Here is a 19882-nt window from a genome sequence, read left to right as displayed (position 1 = left end):
TTATTTTTCATTTCTGAAAAACCATGCTTTCATGGTTTTAAGCACAGTGACCAGCGCTTCTTCTTCGATCACATAAGGCACCATGGCATAAAGATAATTTAAAAACGGGCGGCTGAAAACCCCTCTTTCACGGGCAAACTGTTGAAACCCTTTCAGTGAGCCCGCATCAAAAACCTCAAGGCAGACACAGCCGCCCATGATGCGCACTTCCCTGACCTCAGGCGCGGTGAATCCGGCCATTTCGCGCCTTGTGATCTGCTCGATTTTTTTGATTTTTGCCATATAATCTTCGGTTTCAAACAGCTCGATGGATTTCAGCGCCACGCTGCAAGCCAGCGCGTTCCCCATAAAAGTCGGCCCATGCATCAGCGCCTTTGAAGGGTCGTCGCTATAGAAACCGTCATAGACCTTTTGGTTTGCCACCGTTGCCGCGTGGCCGATGTAACCGCCGGTCAGTGCCTTACCCAGCACCAGAATATCGGGCAGCACCAGATCCGCCACAAAGCGGTTGCCTGTTCGGCCGAATCCGGTGGCCACTTCATCAAAAATCAGCAGAACGCCATGCTGATCGCATAATTCCCTCGCCCGCTGCAAAAACGAAAGATCATACATCCGCATGCCGCCCGCGCCCTGCAGCAGCGGTTCCACGATCATGCAGTAAAAACGATCGCCGTTTTTTTGAAAAGCCTGTTCAAGCTGTTCGATCTCGGTGGGAATATGCACCACACCCTTCTTTTCGGCAAAAGCGAAGTGATAATCTTCATCATCCCCCACTTCCATGGCTTTGAAGGTGTCGCCGTGATAGGCATGCTTCAGCGCAAGCACCAAATCGCGCCTGTCGCCCCGGTTCACATAAAATTGCAGCGCCATCTTCAGCGCCACTTCCACCGCCACACTGCCCGAATCGGAAAAGAAGCAATAATTCAAATCGCCCGGCAGCCAGTTTTCCAATTTTTCCGCCAGCCGCTCCACGGGTTCATGGGTGAGGCCGCCCAGCATCACATGGGCAAAGTGTTCCAGCTGGCCGCGTATCGCATCATCCAGCGCGGGATGATGATAACCATGGATCACGCTCCACCAGGAGGAAACCGAATCGATCAGCTTCTGATCTTCTGTATAAAGATAAACGCCTTCGGCTTTGGTAATGCGAAGTGGGGGCGGCATTGTTTTCATTTGCTGATAAGGATACCAAATCATGTTGTTCACCTCAATCTTCATATAGGGCGGCCAGCGCCTGCGCATCTATTTTCAAATCTGTGTCGTTTTCGGCCACACAGGCAAGCACTTTCAGCCCTGTCAGGTTCTCACACATTTTCAGGTTGTCTTCCTGCAAACGGTCGCCCGGATGAAAACGGTTGAAAATGATCCCTTTCACGGGGATCTTTTTTTCGCGCATATAAAAGGCCGTCAGCCCCACATGGTTGATGGTGCCAAGCCCGGCATCCGCCACGATCACACAGGAAAACCCCATGCGCCGGATCACATCTTCCAGCTGCAAGGGCTCTTCCACCGAAAGCGGGCAAAGGATGCCCCCGCTGCCTTCGATGGTCAGATATTCCACCTTTTGTGCAGCCGCTTCAAACGCCCGCTTCACCGTTTCAAAGCGAACGGGGTTCCCTTCCAGCTGCGCGGCCAGATGCGGAGAAACCGCGGTCTCATAAACATAGGGGCACATGGATGCAATCGGCTGATCGATGCCTGCCATGGCTTTCACAAACATCGCGTCGCCGGGGATCAGCGTTCCATCGGCAGCCCGATCGTTGCCGCTCATAGCGGCTTTGAAATATCCCGCCGATCTGCCGCTTTCCTTCAGCTTTTTCACGATCAAGCCGGTCACATAAGTTTTGCCGATATCGGTGCCTGTGCCTGTAATAAAAAGATTTTTACTCATTGAAAAGCCTCACTTCATACCCCAGTTTTTCTAAAAGCCGTCTGTCCGTTTCAACGGTGATGCCCGCGGTGGTCAGCATATCGCCCGATATGGCGGCGTTGGCGCCCGAAAGAAAACACGCTTCCCCTTTATCGGCGATCAGCCCTCTGCCCCCCGCAAGGCGAACCGAAGCATCCGGCAGCAGAAAACGAAAAACAGCGATCACCCGCCGCTTTTCTTCATCGCTCAAAAGGGGGTTGTGTTCATAGGGCGTTCCCTTGATGGGGTTCAAAAAATTCACAGGAATCGATTTGACCCCCAGTTCGCGCAGTGTGAGCGCCATGTCGATGCGGTCTTCCCTTGTTTCGCCCAGGCCCATAATGCCGCCGCTGCAAACCGAAAGCCCCGCGCGCCGTGCCGCTTTCAGGGTTTCTATTTTTTCATCATAGCTATGCGTTGTGCATACTTTTGAAAAATAATCGCGGGAAGTTTCCAGATTGCAATGAACGCGGCTTGCGCCTGCGGCTTTGATTTTTCTGAAATCTTCTTCGTTTAAAAGCCCGAAAGAAACACAGACCTCGATGTTTCCCTTCTGACGAATGGCGCGGATGCTTTCACAAACTTTTTCGATCTCCCCCTGCCCAAGCCTTCTGCCGGAAGTGACGATGGAATAGCGCAAAACGCCGCGCCGCGCATTCTCTTCGGCCTGTTTGACGATTTCATCGGTATCCAGCAGCGGATATTCTTCGATTTGGGTTTGATAATGCATCGATTGCGCGCAATATTTGCAATCTTCCGAACAGCGGCCGCATTTGCCGTTGATGATCGTGCAAAGGTCAAAAGCATTTCGGCAAAATGCCTGTCTGATCTCATCTGCCGCGCGGCATAACGGTTCAAGGGGTTCCTGCGCCAGCAAAAGCGCTTGCTCACGGTTTAAAAGCGCCCCCTCTAAAACCTGCTGTTTCAGTTTTTCAACCGTATCCATTGATCAAACCCTTCCTTTCTTTAAAACAGGCAGCAGGCGTTTTCCCAAGACCGCCGCCAATATGCACAAAACAAGATCGCCGGGAACCGCCAGCAAAAAGCAATAGAGAAATAAAGTCCACAGCCCAATGCCTGTCCCGATATAAAACCGATAAATTGCCCAGTAATAGACCATGCCCATGGCATAAACCACCAAAAGGCCCGCAAAATTGGCCGCGATCAGCCGTTTCAGTGAAGGATTTGCCGTTTGGCCTGCAAGCTTGCCCGTGACCCATGTGCCCGCTGCGAACCCCAGCAAATAGCCAAAGGTGGGCTGAAGAACATAACCCGGCCCGCCGCCGCCCGCAAAAATAGGAAGCCCCAGCAGCCCCAGCGCAATATAGCAAATCACGCTGATGCCCCCCAGCCTCGCCCCCAGCAAAAGGCCCGCAAGCGTTGTAAACAGGAATTGCAGCGTGAACGGCACCACCGGCACCGCGATTTTGATAAAAGCGCCGGCGGCGATCAGCGCAGTGAAAATGGCGATCAGCACGATATTTTTAGTTTTGCTCATGTAAATCTCCTTTTGAATTTTGGTTTACATTCAGTTTATCGAATCCAGACTTCTATGTCAACTTAAAATTATCATTCAGTTTACAATAGTTTTTAAAAATTATCCCAGCCAAAATGAAGATTTTTTACCTTTGTCTGTTCACCCGCTTCTGCTTCCGTCTTCCGCTTCCATCTCTGAAAATCGCCGGTCTTTGCTTTGCACTTTCTTCCCACTCTGCGCAGCGTAGGTTGCGCTTTGGGCGGTTTTCGGTTATGCTGATTTCAAGAAGAATCAATCAACGAAAGCGAGAATATACCATGAACCATTATGTAACGGGTGACACCATCCGCCGGCTGCGCGAGCAAAAAAAACTTACCCAAAAACAGCTGGCCGAACAGCTTTGCCTGAGCGATAAAACCATTTCAAAATGGGAAACCAACCGCGGACTGCCCGACATCGTGCTTTTAGAGCCGCTGGCCGCCGCGCTGAATGTTTCGGTTGCCGAACTGCTTTCGGGCGAATGCGTCATCAACCAGAACCGTTCGGCCAATCTGCTGCGCAGCAAGTTTTATGTCTGCCCCGTCTGCGGCAATGTGCTGTGGGCCAGCGGCGAAGGTTCCTTTTCCTGCTGCGGCGTCACACTTCCGCCCTTAGAAGCCGAAGCGGCGGAGGAAGCCCATTGCATCAAAGCGGAACATATCGAAAACGAATGGTATGTCACCATGGATCACCCCATGACAAAAAATCATTTCATCCGGTTCATCGCCTTTGTTTCGGGCGACCGTGCGCAGATCGTGCGCCTTTATCCCGAGCAAAATGCGGAAACACGCTTCTTTCTGCGCGGCCATGGCATGCTGTATGCCTACTGTAACCACCATGGCCTTTTTTCGATGCGCCTGTGATCCGTCGGCCCAGAAAAAAAGCCCCCGAAGCCTTGGAAAACCAAAGCTTCGGGGGTTTCTTTCTCTATTCTATAAATTCTATAAGGCAAACAGTCAAATAGCTGTTTTCCAGCTTTCGCCGCCGTCATGCTTATAATAATCGTGCGAAACCGCGGCTTCCATGATTTCATAATAGGCCCAGTGCGTCATGGGCACATCCGCAAAAGATAGGCTGCCCATGGCCTGTATGCGCTCCACATCGGGCTTTCGATCCAGCGCGCCGTTGAGCAGCTTCACGGCTTCGGCGCGGGTGATCTTGTTCTGCGGCCTGAAAGTGCCGTCTTCATAACCGCCGGCCCAGCCCTGGCTTTGCGCCCAACCGATCTCTTTGGCGGCCCAGTAATTTGCGGGCACATCGCTGAAAGCGGCGGCCGAAGCGCCGGAAAGCGTCTGATAGCCCGCGATCATTTTGATGAATTCCGCCCTTGTGATGGTTTGATCGGGCTTGAAGGTGCCGTCCGCATAACCTTTCACAATGCCGTATTTCGCGGCGAACGCCACTTCGGCGCTATACCATGCTTCCTGCGGAACATCCGAAAAGGCAGTTTTCACATTTCCATCCTGAAAAAGGCTGTTGCCCGAAGCATCCACCGTAAGCCTTGCCAGCATCGTGACAGCCTGGGCGCGGGTCAGATTGCTCTGGGGCTCGAATTTTCCGCCGCTCCCCTGCATATAGGCCATATGCTGTGTTTTGTTCAGCTGCACGCCGCTTTGCGTTGTTCCGCCTTCCGAAGGGGGCTGGCTGTTCGCATAATATTGGCGATAAAGTTCCACAAGCTGCGGTTTCTGCGCCATCAGCTGATAGCGAAAATGCACTTCGCCCGCGACCTTCAGCTGGCGGTTTTTATCAAGCTGCGCGCGGATGGCATCCGTGCCATACCATGGCGAAGAAGGGTTGGTATTGCAGGCCTGATAATCGGCCATGCCGATATAAAGCTTCACGCCTGTTCCCTCTGCCACCTTGCTCCACCATTGGGCCAGCTCGCCGTAATCGGCGCTGGTGTTGCCGATGACCCAGTAAAGCTGGGGGCAGATATAATCGATCCATCCCTCTTTCACCCATTTGCGGCTGTCGGCATAGTTGTTATAATATGTTTCATAACCGTTGGTCTTGGAGCCTTCGGGCTGGTTCTTTTGATTGGCCCAGATGCCGGCGGGGCTGATGCCATAAGAAATTTTGGGGTTCAGTTTGTGCAGGCGCTGCCCCAGTTCTTTGACCAGCAGATTCACATTTTCGCGGCGCCAATCGCCGATGCTCTGATATCCCGCGCCATATTTTGCAAAGGTGGCTTCATCCAAGAAGGTCTTGTTCGGATAAAAATAATCATCCAGATGCAGGCCATCCACGGCATAATTGGCAACGATCTCTTCGGCACCCTTGATGACCATTTCGCGCACCTCAGGGATGCCGGGGTCGAAATAATAGTTGCCGTCTGCCTGAAGCACCACCCATTCGGGATGCTGCTTGGCGGGCGAAGAATCGGGCAGGGCGTTATATTCTTCTGTTTTTGCTTTGGTGATGCGATAAGGATTGATCCAGGCGTGAAGCTCCAGACCCAGCGCATGGGCCTTTTCCACCCAGTAAGCCAGCGGATCGAATTGATCTTTCGGCGCCTTGCCCGCCTGCCCCGTCAGATAACGGCTCCAGGGGAAAATCGACGAAGGGTAAAAAGCATCCGTCGAAGGCCTTACCTGAAGCATGACCGCGTTCATGCCCATCGCCTTGCTGTTTTCCAAAATGCTGTCGGCTTCCGCTTTCAACCGCGCGGGGTCATCGGTGTTGCCCGAAGGATAATCCAACTGATAAACGGTGGATACCCAAACCGCTTTCATGCCCTCTTTGGCGTTGCTTTGGATGCCCGCCGCGCCGCAGGCGCCCGTTAACAGCATCACGGTCAGCAACACACCGCTCATCCATCGTTTAAACCCAAATCGTTTCATTATGCTCTCCTTTTGTCTTTTGCTTAAAAGCCCTGCTCTTTCAATTTTGAAAAAATCGATACATAAGTTTCTCTCACATCAAAATGCGGATAATCTTCTCGGTGAAGATCGATGATATCTCCGTGTGAAATACCGCGTGAGGCATCATTGCGAAACACCCCTTGAAAAACACCCCAGCGCGCGGAATCAATGGTGACAAGGCCATCATTTTCGCCATCGCAGCGCCGAATAAACCAATAAGGGATCGACAGCAGCAGATCGCTTCGGGCATTTTTCATCACCGAAGCATAGCTTTGATAAAAAACGCCCGGCATATCCGGCGTTTCTTCATTGAACCTGCGGCTGGGCTCTGTGCAAAAAGCTTTGGTGGCGCTGTAAAAATCGGGGTGCTGATCGCCGAATCTCCGAAACGCGTCGTCATAGATTTTTGCCAGCAGCCGATAAGGCTTTTCCGGCAGTTTGGTGGCGGTATCCGCAAATTTGCAGCCGTGATGCGGGGTGCTGATGGTGGTAACAGATGCCACCTTTTCCGCCGCGCCGCAATGGGTCACCGCATAGCGGGCATCCAGCCCGCCCTTGGAATGGCAGACCAAATTCACCTTTTCGGCGCCGGTCACTTTCAAAACTTCTTCGATTCTTTGGGCGATATCCCTGCCGTTTTGCTCAACGGTGCCCAGCGCTTCCTGATTGCCATAATAAAGCGCCGCGCCGTTTTTCTTCAGTTCCGCGGGGATCCTGCCCCAATAATGGAACCATCTGAAATCGCGGAAAGCCACGCCATGCAGCATCAAAACAGGATATTGGGTGGCGCAGAGATCTTTTTCTCTGCGGGTGTCATTCAGCAGTTTTTTCTCCCACTCGAACTCATATTCCAGCTTCACCAATCTGGCTGCCCGCCACCAGACGATCCAGTTGACAAGCGGAACCCACAAAGTGAGCAGCATCACCACGCGCCGCAAAACGCTCAGCCGCCGCGAAGTGCAGAACATACGAAGCAGGCCGCCGGCCCCCAGCACCACGCAGCAGCCCGCCGCATAAATGAAATTCACCGTCAAAAGAGTCTTCGAAAAGCGGCCGTCGCCCCACCATGAGCGGCTATACCACGCGAAAAGCAGTTCAAACGCGATCCCATAGAAATGCGCATAGATCAGCGGCACGCCGCCGATCATCCAGCGGCATCTTCTGCCTACCTTTAGATGATCGCGCACAGGAAAAAGGTTGAGCCGCACCCAAAAATAAAACATGGCGCAGCATAAAACGATCAACGCAAAAACTGCCGCCAGGCCATGAAAATGCCGCATATAGGCCGCCGCCAGCAGCGGCACATTCAGCGCGGCAGGCAACAGCAGCATGATCCAAAGGGGATGAATCCGCTCTTTTTTGCTTTTAAAATCAGCCGCGCAGAGCAGCACCGCCGCAAGCGCCAGAAATCCCATTTCAATCATGGTGTTTCACCTGTTTCTTTAAAACAGCCAGTTTCACCGGGCCATCCTGAACATACTCCGCCACCCGAAAACCGTTTTGCCGGTAAAAGCGCAGATTTTCCTTTTTTTCAAACGGGGTCACAAGGCTCCAGCGGCGGGCGCCGGGTTTGATGGCTTCCAAAAACTTCAAAGCCTTGCCGCCGATGCCTCTGCCCTGCCAACGCGGCACAAGGCAAAGACAGCCCAAGAAATAATCGTCCTGCTCTTTTTGAGAAATGCTGATCTCACCGACCGGTTCCAAACCGATTTGGATCACATAGGTTTCGACCTGACAAGCGGCGATTTTTTCCGCCTTTTTCCGTGCATCGGCATGATAGGCGGGGCAATAGCCAAACTTCATAAAATCGCTTTCGAACGCCCGGTTTTGAAGTTCCACCAAAAGCGGCGCATCCGCCGCCACCGCATGGCGGAAAAACAGCGGCAGCTCCTGCCCGATGCTTTTGCAGCAAAGCCTTTTTTCCATCCTTGCGTTTTGCAGCCACACTCCATGGCGGCAAACTTCTTGCTGCCACAGCGTTTCATACCCGCGGCTCTTAAAAAAATCCTGCGCCGAAAGCGAAGCTTCCGCCCACAGGCGGTCATGCCCTTCTTTTTGGGCGTTTTCTTCCAGCCGCGCAGCGATGCTGCTTGCCGCCCCGCTTCGCTGATGCCCCGGCGAAACATAAAGCCGGTCGAAATAATCACCGCTGCGGTCGCCGAAACCGATCACTTGATCTTTTTTTACCGCCACAAGCGTGTCATGCCGCGCAAGGCTTTGATGCCACTTTTCAAGATCGATGCCTTTGCCCAGCCACGCTTCTTGCTGACGCGCGGAATATTCTTTTGTTTGACGCACAGCCTCTTGAAAAAGTTCCGCCAGCTGCGGCAAATCTTCCGCTCGATACTTTCGCAAAAAAATCTCATTCATTGCCGCTGCCCTCTTTCTGTGTGAAATTCCATATTTCGCGGCCCGCCCTGCAGCGATGGCCGCTTTATGCCATTTCTGTTTTGCATTCATGGTATAACAAAAAATCCATATCAAAGCAATCGCTCTGATATGGATTTTAGTTTTGGAGCGGATGACGAGGCTCGAACTCGCTACCTCCACCTTGGCAAGGTGGCGCTCTACCAGATGAGCTACATCCGCATTTTTTGTTTCAGCGCTGAGCGCTTAATTATAATATCAAACCGCCCCGCTTTTGTCAACCCTTTTTTCATGTTTTTTCGGGCGCCGCGCCGGCGGCGCCCGAAGCTTTTTTGAAACCGTTATGATTCAAAATGATATACCATCGTGTCATAAACATAACCCGCCAGCTTCGCCTGTTCCTCATTCATCAGGCTCACCTGACCCAGCGGGTCGTAATAATACCACACGCCATCCACCTGAACGCGCAGCCAGACATAGCTGATGCCGCCGTTGCTGCCTGAAATCAGGCGGCAGGGCACCTGCAATTGATCCAGCATCAGTTTCGCCGCATGCACCATGCCGGATTGCGCGGCCTGCCCTTCGAGCAAAGCGCCATAGGCTGTATAAGTGGAAGTTCTCGGCTGTCTGCCGTTGGTTTCGGCCACCACCCGCATGGCTTTATCATCATAGATCACTTTGCTGCTTAAAAACTGTTCAATGAACCGCAGTTTTTCGGCCGTATCCAGTGTTTCTTTGCCTTGACATACGCTTTCGGCCCGCTGAAAAGCCTTATTCGACTGCTCTTTCAGCGTATATGGGTCGTCTGTCCATTCGATCTTTACTTCAACGATCCTGCGGCTGGCCTTGGCGGGGAAAGATTCAAATTCGATGTTTTTCAGCCCATAAGCCGTGTTGGCCGAAGAAAGCCAGCATTTCAAAACGCGCTGATAAAGTTCTTCGTCGCTGTCTTGCAGATCGGTAACGGAATAAAACCCTCCCGAGCCGTAATCTGAAAGGATATCCGTCAAACGGCGTTCAAAATCTTCCACCGTGGGCGTTTCTTTCACGGCGGCGATCTCAACGGCCGAGCGTTTATATTGAATCGAGATGCTCAGTTCCTGATAGGTGAGAACGCGGGTCTGATCGAACCCCAGCGAAGCCACGGCAAAGCAGCCCAGCGGGTTTTCCGTCATGATCTCCTGGGTCAGTTTTTTGATATCGTCTTCCAGCGACCCGCTGTAATTGGTAATGGGGATCACATTGCTTTCGCGGCGCGCGCCGATCATGCTCAGCACAGCGCTTTGCAGCGCATAATAATTATCCGCCCCGTCTTCACCGAAACGGTTGTCCTCCCCCACTTTCGCGGCAGTGTGAGGGATCTCGGTGTAATATTCCCCCGAGTTTTCCATGCACCCGCCCATGGGCAAAAGCGCCGCGGCAAACACAGCGGCGCATCCGATGCAGATCAATTTTTTTCTGATTCTAATATCCAAGGCTGCACCCAACCAATAAAATTTCTACCCGTTCCACGGCGCCCGGGCGGCGCATGGTGATATTCATCACATTGCAAATGCGGTCGGGGCTTTGGCAATCATGGCATTTCCCATCCACCGCGCAGGGGGTCTTGCGGTTTAAACGCCTGGCGTTCATGGGAGCCGCCACATTGCGGGCACGGTCGATGGCTGTTGAAAGATCATCGGTCAATTTATTGATGCCGCAGATATAATAAACCACCTGCGGGCCATAAGTCGCGCCGCTGATGCGGTTGCAGCTGCCATCGATATTGACGATCTCACCCGTTGCCGAAAGAGCATTTGCGGAAGTGATGTAGACCTGCATCTGCTGCTCGGCTTCTCTGCGCTGTTCCACCGGCTGTTTCCAATGCCAATAAACACGGTTTTGCCGGCCCAGAAGGTCATAAAGCCCTAATTCTTCGCTGGTGACGGAGCCTCCGAAAACGATATTCCGTTCTTTCAGTTCCCGGCTCAGCAGCTCTGCCGCCTGCTGCGGGGTCTCCACATATCTCAGGTTCATTCCGTGTTTTTCAAAGTTTTGCCGAATTTCTTCTATCTTCCGTTCCATTTTCAACGCTCCTTAAAACTCTTCCGCAAAATGGTCTTTGAATCCTTCACCATAAATATCCGAGGCGGATGAAACGATCATAAACGCCTGGGCGTCTTCTTCTTTTACGATTTCTTTTATTTTGGGGAACAGCTGTTTTTTTGCCACACAAAGAATGACGCGCTTTGCTTTGCCGGTATAAGCGCCTTCGCCCTGCACATATGTAACGCCGATCTCCAGTTTTTCCATGATCTTGTCGGCGATGGCCTCTTCGTGATCTGAAATCACAAACACCATCTTCGCCGTATCGCTGCCATAGAGGATCACATCAAAAACGGCTGCAAAAACAACGATGGTCAACAGCGCATAAAGCCCGGTGTTGATATCGGCATAAACCACCATGGAAGTGCTCACGATGATGAGATCCGTCATGAAAAACAATTTGCCCGATTCAATATGTTTATATTTCAGCCGCAGCAGCCGCACGAGGATATCTGTTCCGCCCGTGGTGGCGCCCGCTTTGAACACCATGGCAACACCCACCGCCATGCAGACAGAACCGAAAACCGAAGCCAGCAGAGGGTCTGTTGTCAGCGCGCCATGGGGCGACATGAAATCGACCAAAAACGAAGAAAACACCGTGGTATAGATCGTTGAAATAAAAAACCTCGCGCCGAATTTCCAAACGCCCAGGATCAAAAGCGGAATATTGATGCAAAACATCATCGTGCCCGTTGGAATGCCGATCACTCGATTCAGAATGATCGAAATGCCCACCACGCCGCCCGGCGCCAAACCGTTGGGATCTAAAAGCAAGGCCACCGACGCCGCATAAAAAACCGAACCCACGCTGATGCAAAGATATTTGATCAAAATTTTCTTCCAGTTTATCTTTTTCAAACCCGCACCTCCACCCCTGTAATTCTTTTCAATTTCAAAATGCTCAACGGTTATATTTTACTCTTTTTTCCTTTCGCCGTCAACACCATGCACAGGAATGCTTGCGTTTTATGGCGGATTTTAGTATAATTTATAAATCGTGCATCGGGCTTCGAACCTGGTGTTTCGGCCCAAACGACCAAACAAGAAATGGATGTGAGCCCATGAGAATGAGAAGAAAGAAAAATATGGAACCGCGTATGGAAAAATGCGGTTGTGTTCATATCGAGCAGCCGGAAACTCTGCGCGGCGAATGGAACAGCCGCTTCGGCAACGATCACCCCATCTGGCTTGAAATCGGCTGCGGCAAAGCGCGTTTCACCCGGCAGATGGCGCTGCGCTTCCCCGAGATCAATTTTGTGGCGGTGGAACGCGACCCCAGTGCCCTGCTGATGGCGATGGAAGCCGCCATTCGCGAAAACATCCCCAATGTTTTGTTCATCAATTGCGACGCCGCCAATCTGGAAACGATTTTCTCGCCCGGCGAGATCGACCGGCTGTTCTTGAATTTTTCCGACCCGTGGCCCCCCAACAATCGCGCCAAGCGCCGCCTCACCTATCGGGCGTTTCTGGCTGTCTATGATAAAATCCTGCGCCCGGGCGGCCAGATCCACATGAAGACCGATAATGCGCGTTTATTTGAATTTTCGCTCAATGAGTTTTCCGATTTCGGCATGCGCCTTTCCGAAATCACTTTTGACCTGCATAGCACCAAAACTGAGAATATCATGACGGAATATGAAGAAAAATTTTCTTCGCAGGGCATGCCGATCTATCGCTGCGTTGCCACAAAGCAGGCATAATTTTCTTTTTTCCTGACATTTGAAATCGAAAACAGCAGTTTGCTGTTTTCGATTTTTTGTATTTTGCGCTCTTTTTGCTCCGCTTGATCCGCCAAAAAAGCGGTTTGCTTGAAAATTTTCTCTTATTGTGAAATAATAACCCATAAAGATCTTTTCGGCCGATGGCGGCCGAAGCTTTTGCCATCCGTTTTAAAAGGAGGTTTTTCCATGTTCAAATATTTTCAAAGGCTGCTTTGCGCCGCGGCGATCTGCGCCTGCTGCTGTTCTGCCGCGTTCGCGGCGAATTTCAGCGATACTTCCGCCCACTGGGCGGCTGCGCCCATTCAAACGCTTTCGCAATATGGCGTTGTCAACGGCTATCCCAACGGCAGCTTTCGCCCCGACGGCACCATGACAAACGCAGAAGCCGCAAAAGTGATCTGCGCTTTTTTATCCACCTATTCTTCCGCCTTGCCCGCCGAAACGAAGCCCGCTGTTCTGCCCGCCGACGCTACGGCCCACTGGTCGGCGCCTTTTGTGCAGCAGCTGGCCCAGCGGGGCGCTTTGCGCATCAGCGAATATGACGGGCGCTTTCTGCCCAACACCCCTATCACCCGCGCCGCTTTCACCCGAATGCTTGTGCGCGCACTGGGCTTTCTGCAAGAAACCCCCACCGCCGATTGCGGCTTTCGCGATAACGGAGCCTTCCCCGCTTCGCTGAATTACTATATCGCCACCGCCAAAAATCTGGGTCTGGTTTCCGGCTATGCCGATGGCACCTTCCGCGCCGCCTCACCCATCACCCGCGGCGAGATTTGCAGCGTTTTGGCCCGGGCGCTGCCCAAAACGCCCAAACCTCTCAAGAATATCGAAACCTATTCGTTTTCGGCCGATCTGCCGTCTTTCCGCGCTTTTGCAGGGTTAACGGATGAATACCGCATCGATTCGGAACCTCACAGCACAATGGCGCTTTATCGCAAAGAACAAGTATCCAGTGAAATGATCTCTTCTTATGCCGATTACATCAGAAGATCCGGTTATTGGTATGACGCGGATTCCGCTTCAAAAGGCGGCGGGGTCGATTATTTCTATCAATTTTCCCGCGGCGAAACGGTCAAGCTCTATAGCATCAAAATCGACACCGTGGAATATTTTTGCGTGGAGGTCACTTCCAGCAGCGATATTTCTTCCACCCTGCGTCAAGATGCCCTTGCGGCGCTTTCTTTTTCACAGGCTTCCCCCTCATGGTGGAGCCGCAGCATCGCAAGCGACCCTTCCTTTTTCTTTGATGGCGCTTGTCTCCCCATCGGTTTTCTCGATTCTCTCGATCAGCAATATCGCGCCGCCGGTTTCCGTTTGCTTTCGCAAACGCAAAAAGACGATCTGGTCACCGCCGTTTATCAGAAAGATCATCTTCAGCTCACAGTGACGAGCCATGCTTCCACCGGCAATCTGATGCTTTCTCTTCACCATATTTATGATTAAAGGCTGTCGGAAATTCCGCTTTTTTTTGCTTGCGGGCGGCTGATCTGCGCATCTAATGATGAATTTTCGGCTCCCATACTCATATTGACCGCCCGTCCAACACCTGCTTCCAATCGCCAGCTTTTCTTCTTTGCACCGCATGGTATCTTTCCGCGGCATCGTTTCACGCTCCTTTTTCTTATATCAGCACAAAAAAGATGGCAGGCACTTTCGTGTCTGCCATCTTTTTCTATTTCAGCGACCGCGACGGCGTCTTTTTTTATCTTTGCATCAAGGTAAAATCCTGTCAGTGGCCTGGTAAAGCAGAGCGTTGCAGATGGCCGCGGCCACATTGCTGCCGCCCTTGCGCCCTCTTGCCACGATATAGGGAACGCCCGCTTTCATAATCAGTTCTTTGCTTTCCACCACATTCACAAACCCCACCGGCACGCCGATAATAAGTTTGGGGTGGATGCGCCCTTCTTCGATCAGCTCATAAAGGCGCACCAGTGCTGTGGGGGCGTTGCCGATGGCAAAAATGCAGGGGGCATGCCGCGCCGCCTTCTCCATGCTGGCGGTTGCCCGCGTCGTGCCGTTTTTGCGGGCTTCTTCCGCCACATCTTCATCCGCCATAAAGCAAAGAGCCTGGCCGCCCAATTTTTCCAACGCTTTTTTATTGATACCCGCTTTTGCCATTTGCGTGTCGGTGATGATATCGGCGCCGTTTTTCAGGGCTTCAATGCCGATCTTTACCGCATCGGGCGAAAAACATAAAGTGTCGTAATAGTCAAAATCAGCCGAAGTGTGGATCACGCGCTTGACCACCGCTTCGTTTTCGGGCGCGATCACGCGATCGCCCAATTCTTCGGTGATGATCTCAAAGCTGCGCTTTTCGATATCGCCCGGCAAAACCTTCTGCAATTCGATTTTCAAAATTCGATCCCCTCTCTGGCCGCGATCCCTTTTTCAAAAGGATGTTTGTGCAGCTTCATTTCCGTGATGTAATCGGCCGCTTCCCATAAAAACTGCGGCGGGTTGCGCCCGGTGATAACAATCTCGGGGCGTTCTTCGCCCATGGCGATCAGTTCTTTGATGGGCTTTTCCGAAAGCAGGCCGCATTGCAGCGCGGCCGCCGCTTCATCCAAAACCAAAAGGTCGCACCGGCCGTCTTTCACGATCTCGATGGCTTTTTCCAGGTTGGCTTCATGGATCTTTGCGGTTTCCTGTTTTTCCTGCTCGGTCATCTGAAAAGTGAATTTTGCCCCGGCTTTGCCGCGCAGAATGGTGATATTTTCAAACTGTTTCAGTGCGGTGATCTCGCCGGAAGGAGTGTCTTTTAAAAACTGCACCAAGACCACTTTTCCGCCGCGGCCCAGCCTGCGCAAAATCAGGCCCATCGCCGCCGTTGTTTTTCCTTTTCCGTCGCCGCAATATAAATGCAGCAGACCGCGTGCATGATTCATATTCCCGCCTCCAGAATTTCATAAATTTTCTTCATATCCAGACTGCTGCGGATGCCCGCCGCCAGTTTGTCATATTCCTGCTCTTTATATTGCGCGTAGCTTGGCGCTTTGGGGCAGTGAGCAGGGTCGATGCCCTTGCGCCTGAGCAGCAGTTCCACCAGGCGCTCTGCAAAATCGCCGCTGTCGAAGATGCCGTGCACATAGCTCCCCAACGCGTTTTCGCGGCAGTAACCGTCTTCTGATGAAATCCCCTGCCCGTCTTCCAGCCGTGACATCCAAGGGTCATTTTCCTCGCAGACAGTGTGGCCCATGTGAATTTCATATCCCTCAAAAGCTGCGCCGCAAAGCGCCGCAAACAGGCCGTTTGCCCGCCGCACCGTGCCGCTCACCCTCGTGCGGATCTTCTGGGGTTCGAACACCGTGCGAAGCGGCAGCAGCTGCATTCCCTGCATTTCGCCGCCGTTTTCCAGCCCCTGCGGGTCGCTCAGCTGCCGGCCCATCATCTGATAGCCGCCGCAGATGCCGATCACGGGGGTTCCCTGCGCCGCCAGTTTTTTAATGGCGGCTTCCAGCCCGTTCTGGCGCATCCACGCCAGATCGCCCATGGTGTTTTTTGTGCCCGGCAGGATCACCAGATCGGGCGCGCCCAATTGGTTCTGTGCGCTCACATATCTCACGCCCACGCCGCTGTGCTGTTCCAGCGCGTTAAAATCGGTGAAATTCGAAATGCGCGGCAGGCGGATCACGGCGATATCCAGCAGCGCGGGCGCCTGCTGCGTCTGCTCCAACCGAACAGAAAGGCTGTCTTCATCCTCCAGATCCAGCTTCATCATGGGAACAACGCCCACCACGGGGATATCGGTCAGCTTTTCCAGCATGGCAAGGCCGGGCTTCAAAATTTCGGGGTCGCCGCGGAATTTGTTGATGATGAGCCCGCGAATGCGCGCGCGTTCCTGTGGTTCCAAAAGCGCCACCGTTCCATAAAGGCTGGCGAAAACACCGCCGCGGTCGATATCCCCCGCCAATAAAACGGGGGCGTTGGCCATTTCGGCCATGCCCATGTTCACGATATCTTCGCTTTTTAAATTGATCTCGGCAGGGCTGCCCGCCCCTTCGATCACGATGATATCGTTCTCGCTTTCCAGCTGATGATAAGCTTCCATGATCTGCGGAACGAGCTTTTTCTTATAACGAAAATATTCCGCCGCGCTCATATTGCCGATCACTTCACCATTCACGATCACCTGGCTGCCCACATCGTTGGTGGGTTTGAGCAAAATAGGGTTCATCTTCACCGAAGGCTCGATCCCCGCCGCTTCCGCCTGCATCACCTGCGCGCGGCCCATCTCAAGCCCTTCTTTTGTGATGAAGCTGTTGAGCGCCATATTCTGGCTTTTAAACGGCGCCACCCGATAGCCATCCTGCTTGAAAACACGGCAAAGCCCCGCCGTCAAAACGCTTTTGCCCGCATTCGACATCGTGCCTTGAATCATAATCGCTTTAGCCATTCTTCCATGCTCCTTTCAGCAGCGGCAACGCCTGCGCCGCTTCTAAGATTCCAAGATTCCCCCGATAGGGCGTATTCCATAACACAAAAGGCTGTGCCCCGCCGGAATGGCTTCCGTCGGAAGGTTCCGACCCGTGATCGCAGCAGATCAAAAGGGGCTGGCCGCTTTCGCTCAGGCGCGGCAGAACCTGTTCATCCAGTTTGTTTAAAAACGCCATTTTTGCCTGTATATCCAGTTCATGCGCCGCTTCATCCGCGCCGTTGAAATGCAAAAACACAAATTCCGTTTTGCGGCTCCATTCCAGCGCCGCCTGTGTTTTAGCCGGAAGATCGGTGTCTGTTTTGCCCGTTGCCCCGCAAACCATGGGGCATTCAAGCCCCAGCGCCGCCGCAAGCCCGCGCACCAGCGCCACGCCGCAAATCGCCGCGCCATTCTCAAACCGGGGCGCAAGCTCTTGCGCTGCCGAAGGCGCCCAGGGAATCAGCGCTTCCCCCTCCTGCGGCCGGGCGATCTGCCGCAAAAGCCCGCTGCCCTCGGGCATCATGGCTTCCACCGGCTCGCCGATATGGGCATGGGGCGGATAACAAATGATCTTTTCCAGCAATCCACGCTGTTTTTCAGCCACCAGAAGCGTGTTGCATCCATCCACCGCATAGGCTGAAACACCCGCGGGCAGCGGGCCTGCCTGCGCGCCTTTTTGCCTGAGCAGAGCGGTCTTGCCGCCTTTCACCGCCACCCGCGTGGCCCGAAGCAACAGATCTTGATCCGTGAAGGGGATTTTCTCCCCCCGCGCTTCCAGCCATGCGCGGGCATGCTGCGGGATCTGCCCCGCCGCAAGCCCCAGCAGCGAAGCGTTGCAGCATAGGGTTTCCGGCAGGAAGCCTTGCGGCACGGTGCAAAAGCTTCCCCATGCCCCCCTCTGCGCCATTTCCGCCAGATGCGGCAAAAGATCAAGCGAAAAGCCGCGGTGATTCATCCCATCGATCACGCATAAAATCATTGGTTTTCCTCAAAAACCTGCCGCATCCGCTGCAGCAGCCGGTCGTTTTCTTCTTCGGAGCGCACCGCCACCCGATAATATCGCTCATCAAGCCCGATATAATTGCCGCAGGATCGGATCAGCACGCCCTTTTGCCGCATCTTCTGGGGCAAATCGGGCAGTTCACAGCGAAAGAAAATATAGTTTGCCTGAGAATCGAACACGGTGAGCCCCATGGCTGCCAGTTCCCGCTTCATTTTTGCCCGCTGGCCGCGCAGCAACTCTTTTGTTTTCGCCACATATGCCGTTTCTTTCAAAGCGGCAAGCCCGGCCGCCTGCGCCAGAGAAGAAACCTCCCATGGCTGGCCGCAATGCCGCATGGCTTCGATCAGCCGAGCGGAACCCGCAAGGCCATACCCCAGCCGGATGCCCGCCATGCCGTAAAGCTTGGTAAAGGCTTTCAGCAAAAACAGCTGCGGTTCCTGCGCCGCAGCGCGCGCCAGCGAGTGGCGCTCCGGCTCTTCCAGAAAGCTGTTGAAGCATTCATCCACCACCAGCAAAGTGTGATTTTCTCGGCAGATCGCTAAAATTTCCCGCATCAGCTGCGGCTCGATGGTTTGCCCGGTGGGGTTATTGGGGTTACACAAAAAAGTGATATCATACCCTTTTTGCAGCTCTTGCGCAAAACGGCGCGTGACGCAGAAAGAATCTTCTTCCAGAAGGATGTGATGCTCTGTGCGGCACCCGACCAGCGCCAAAGCCTGTTCATATTCGGCAAAAGTGGGGGCGGGCAGCAGCGCGGTTCGGGGCTTTTGCGCCAGAACCAGCCGAAAAATAAGATCTGCCGCGCCATTGCCGCATAGGATCTGCCCGGCGGGAAAATGCTCATGTTCGGCCAGCGCCGCCGTCAGCTTGCGGCAAAGCGGGTCGGGATAGGCATCGGCTTCTTCCAGCGCCGCCATCACCGCCCGTTTCACCCCTTCGGGCAGCCCGAAAGGGTTGATATTCGCCGAAAAATCCAGCGGTTTGCACCCATATTCTTCTTCAAAACCTGCGATATCTCCGCCGTGGATCAGTTTCATCATAGAAGCTCCATTCCGATTCGAACTAAAATACAAAGAGAAAGGCAAAAAACCGAAGTCGCCATCATCAAGCGGTTGGCCCTGCGGATGTCTTCCGCTTCCACAGGCCGGATGGCGTCGCCGATGGTTTTTTTATGCACCACCCTGCCGAAATAAACCGCATCGCCCGCCAGCTGAACTTCAAGCGCGCCGGCCATCACCGCTTCTGTCTGTGCGGAATTGGGGCTTGCGTGGTTATAGCGGTCGCGGGCGAAGATCTTCGCCGCGTTTTTGCCCGAAAGGCCGGTGAAAAAAGCGGAAACGACCATGCACAGCCCCGCAATGCGCGCGGGCAGAAAATTCGCCGCATCATCCAGTCTGGCGGGGAAAAAGCCGAAATGTTCATATTTCTCGTTGTGATAGGCCACCATGCTATCCATCGTGTTGACGGCCTTATAGGCAAAACCCAGCGGCGCGCCGCCCAGCGCCAGATAAAGCATCGGCGCGATCACGCCATCGGCCGTGTTTTCGGCCACGGTTTCAACCGCGGCCTTCGTCACCCCTGTTTCATCCAAAGCGTTCACATCACGCCCTACGATGCGCCCCACCGCCAAACGCGCCGCCGCCAGATCGCCGTTTCTCAAGCACCGATAAACCGCTATGCTTTCCTGCTTGAGATCTTTGGTGGCCAGAACCTGATAACACATGAACGCTTCGCCCGCCACGCGCAGCCAGGGCGAAACCCGCCCCAGCAGCCACAGCAGGCCATAAGAAACGCCAAAAGCCCCCAGCGGCAGCAGCAGGGCCAAAAAACCGCCCGCCGCCTTTTCGCCCGCCGCCGTTTTGGGAAAGATCGCCCGCAGCGCCGTTTCCAGTTTTGTGATGATCTTCCCCATCAGCACCACGGGGTGAGGCAACCACCGCGGATCGCCCCAGATAAGATCCCATATAAAGCCTATGAAAAGCGCAAGGGTGATTCGATCCATG

The 19882-nt window shown here is 53.5% G+C and carries 19 protein-coding genes and 1 tRNA gene; 3 read left to right on the top strand and 17 right to left on the bottom strand.

The features are described from left to right. From bioA to ACJA3I_RS05855, 4 genes are read right to left on the bottom strand one after another with little or no spacing between them, the layout of a single operon-like run. Complete coding sequence (bioA, locus tag ACJA3I_RS05870) at positions 1-1197, bottom strand: adenosylmethionine--8-amino-7-oxononanoate transaminase (protein WP_458861679.1); 1197 nt, start codon at positions 1195-1197, stop codon at positions 1-3. A gap of 10 nt (positions 1198-1207) precedes the next feature. Then, positions 1208-1891: a dethiobiotin synthase gene (gene bioD, locus ACJA3I_RS05865; RefSeq protein ID WP_458861678.1), complete on the bottom strand. Its 684-nt coding sequence runs from the start codon at positions 1889-1891 to the stop codon at positions 1208-1210. Next, positions 1884-2855, bottom strand: a complete 972-nt coding sequence (gene bioB / locus ACJA3I_RS05860) for a biotin synthase BioB (protein ID WP_458861677.1) — start codon at positions 2853-2855, stop codon at positions 1884-1886. Before bioB ends, bioD begins: the two co-directional genes overlap by 8 nt. Before the next feature lie 3 nt (positions 2856-2858). After that, positions 2859-3407, bottom strand: coding sequence for a biotin transporter BioY (locus tag ACJA3I_RS05855; RefSeq protein WP_458861676.1), 549 nt, complete (start codon positions 3405-3407; stop codon positions 2859-2861). A gap of 251 nt (positions 3408-3658) precedes the next feature. On the opposite strand from ACJA3I_RS05855, the gene ACJA3I_RS05850 reads away from it, so the two are divergent. Next, the gene (locus ACJA3I_RS05850; protein ID WP_458861675.1) at positions 3659-4288 is read left to right on the top strand and encodes a helix-turn-helix domain-containing protein; all 630 of its coding nucleotides are present in this window, start codon (positions 3659-3661) and stop codon (positions 4286-4288) included. A 93-nt stretch (positions 4289-4381) separates the two neighbouring features. Here ACJA3I_RS05850 and ACJA3I_RS05845 read toward each other — a convergent pair whose 3' ends face one another. From ACJA3I_RS05845 to ACJA3I_RS05815, 7 genes are all read right to left on the bottom strand, one after another. After that, positions 4382-6268 (bottom strand): family 10 glycosylhydrolase, encoded by a 1887-nt coding sequence (locus tag ACJA3I_RS05845; protein WP_458861674.1) that lies wholly within the window; start codon positions 6266-6268, stop codon positions 4382-4384. A 23-nt stretch (positions 6269-6291) separates the two neighbouring features. Continuing rightward, positions 6292-7713, bottom strand: coding sequence for an esterase/lipase family protein (locus ACJA3I_RS05840; protein ID WP_458861673.1), 1422 nt, complete (start codon positions 7711-7713; stop codon positions 6292-6294). Next, entirely contained in the window at positions 7706-8659 is a 954-nt protein-coding gene (locus ACJA3I_RS05835; protein WP_458861672.1) for a GNAT family N-acetyltransferase, read from the bottom strand. Before ACJA3I_RS05835 ends, ACJA3I_RS05840 begins: the two co-directional genes overlap by 8 nt. Before the next feature lie 143 nt (positions 8660-8802). Further along, positions 8803-8878: transfer RNA gene (locus tag ACJA3I_RS05830), tRNA-Gly, on the bottom strand. A 119-nt stretch (positions 8879-8997) separates the two neighbouring features. Next, a complete protein-coding gene (locus ACJA3I_RS05825) occupies positions 8998-10131 on the bottom strand; it encodes a hypothetical protein (protein WP_458861671.1) in 1134 nt (377 codons plus the stop codon). Next, complete coding sequence (locus tag ACJA3I_RS05820; protein WP_458861670.1) at positions 10121-10720, bottom strand: lactate utilization protein; 600 nt, start codon at positions 10718-10720, stop codon at positions 10121-10123. Before ACJA3I_RS05820 ends, ACJA3I_RS05825 begins: the two co-directional genes overlap by 11 nt. Before the next feature lie 12 nt (positions 10721-10732). Next, entirely contained in the window at positions 10733-11599 is an 867-nt protein-coding gene (locus ACJA3I_RS05815; RefSeq protein WP_458861669.1) for a YitT family protein, read from the bottom strand. A 203-nt stretch (positions 11600-11802) separates the two neighbouring features. On the opposite strand from ACJA3I_RS05815, the gene trmB reads away from it, so the two are divergent. Both trmB and ACJA3I_RS05805 read left to right on the top strand, forming a co-directional pair. Continuing rightward, positions 11803-12441, top strand: a complete 639-nt coding sequence (gene trmB / locus ACJA3I_RS05810; RefSeq protein ID WP_458861668.1) for a tRNA (guanosine(46)-N7)-methyltransferase TrmB — start codon at positions 11803-11805, stop codon at positions 12439-12441. Positions 12442-12648: 207 nt separating this feature from the next. Then, positions 12649-13905 (top strand): S-layer homology domain-containing protein, encoded by a 1257-nt coding sequence (locus ACJA3I_RS05805; RefSeq protein WP_458861667.1) that lies wholly within the window; start codon positions 12649-12651, stop codon positions 13903-13905. Between the two features lie 270 nt (positions 13906-14175). Here the strand turns inward: ACJA3I_RS05805 and ACJA3I_RS05800 are convergent, their stop codons facing one another. From ACJA3I_RS05800 to cbiB, 6 genes are read right to left on the bottom strand one after another with little or no spacing between them, the layout of a single operon-like run. Next, positions 14176-14817 (bottom strand): precorrin-8X methylmutase, encoded by a 642-nt coding sequence (locus tag ACJA3I_RS05800; RefSeq protein WP_458861666.1) that lies wholly within the window; start codon positions 14815-14817, stop codon positions 14176-14178. Then, positions 14814-15347, bottom strand: coding sequence for a cob(I)yrinic acid a,c-diamide adenosyltransferase (locus ACJA3I_RS05795; RefSeq protein ID WP_458861665.1), 534 nt, complete (start codon positions 15345-15347; stop codon positions 14814-14816). The genes ACJA3I_RS05800 and ACJA3I_RS05795 overlap by 4 nt, the downstream gene beginning before the upstream one ends. Further along, positions 15344-16855 (bottom strand): cobyric acid synthase, encoded by a 1512-nt coding sequence (locus ACJA3I_RS05790; RefSeq protein ID WP_458861664.1) that lies wholly within the window; start codon positions 16853-16855, stop codon positions 15344-15346. The genes ACJA3I_RS05795 and ACJA3I_RS05790 overlap by 4 nt, the downstream gene beginning before the upstream one ends. After that, positions 16848-17855, bottom strand: coding sequence for a hypothetical protein (locus ACJA3I_RS05785; protein WP_458861663.1), 1008 nt, complete (start codon positions 17853-17855; stop codon positions 16848-16850). The genes ACJA3I_RS05790 and ACJA3I_RS05785 overlap by 8 nt, the downstream gene beginning before the upstream one ends. Next, a complete protein-coding gene (gene cobD, locus ACJA3I_RS05780; RefSeq protein WP_458861662.1) occupies positions 17852-18919 on the bottom strand; it encodes a threonine-phosphate decarboxylase CobD in 1068 nt (355 codons plus the stop codon). The genes ACJA3I_RS05785 and cobD overlap by 4 nt, the downstream gene beginning before the upstream one ends. Beyond that, on the bottom strand, positions 18916-19881 hold the full coding sequence (gene cbiB, locus ACJA3I_RS05775; RefSeq protein WP_458861661.1) for an adenosylcobinamide-phosphate synthase CbiB: 966 nt from the start codon (positions 19879-19881) through the stop codon (positions 18916-18918). Before cbiB ends, cobD begins: the two co-directional genes overlap by 4 nt. Position 19882 lies beyond the last annotated feature (1 nt).

Origin of the sequence: Acidaminobacterium chupaoyuni, assembly GCF_047936785.1 — a bacterium.
In the GTDB taxonomy this organism is placed as follows: domain Bacteria; phylum Bacillota; class Clostridia; order Oscillospirales; family Butyricicoccaceae; genus Acidaminobacterium; species Acidaminobacterium chupaoyuni.
The sequence above is the reverse complement of the archived record's forward strand: the minus strand, read 5'-3'. Positions and strand labels throughout refer to the sequence as shown.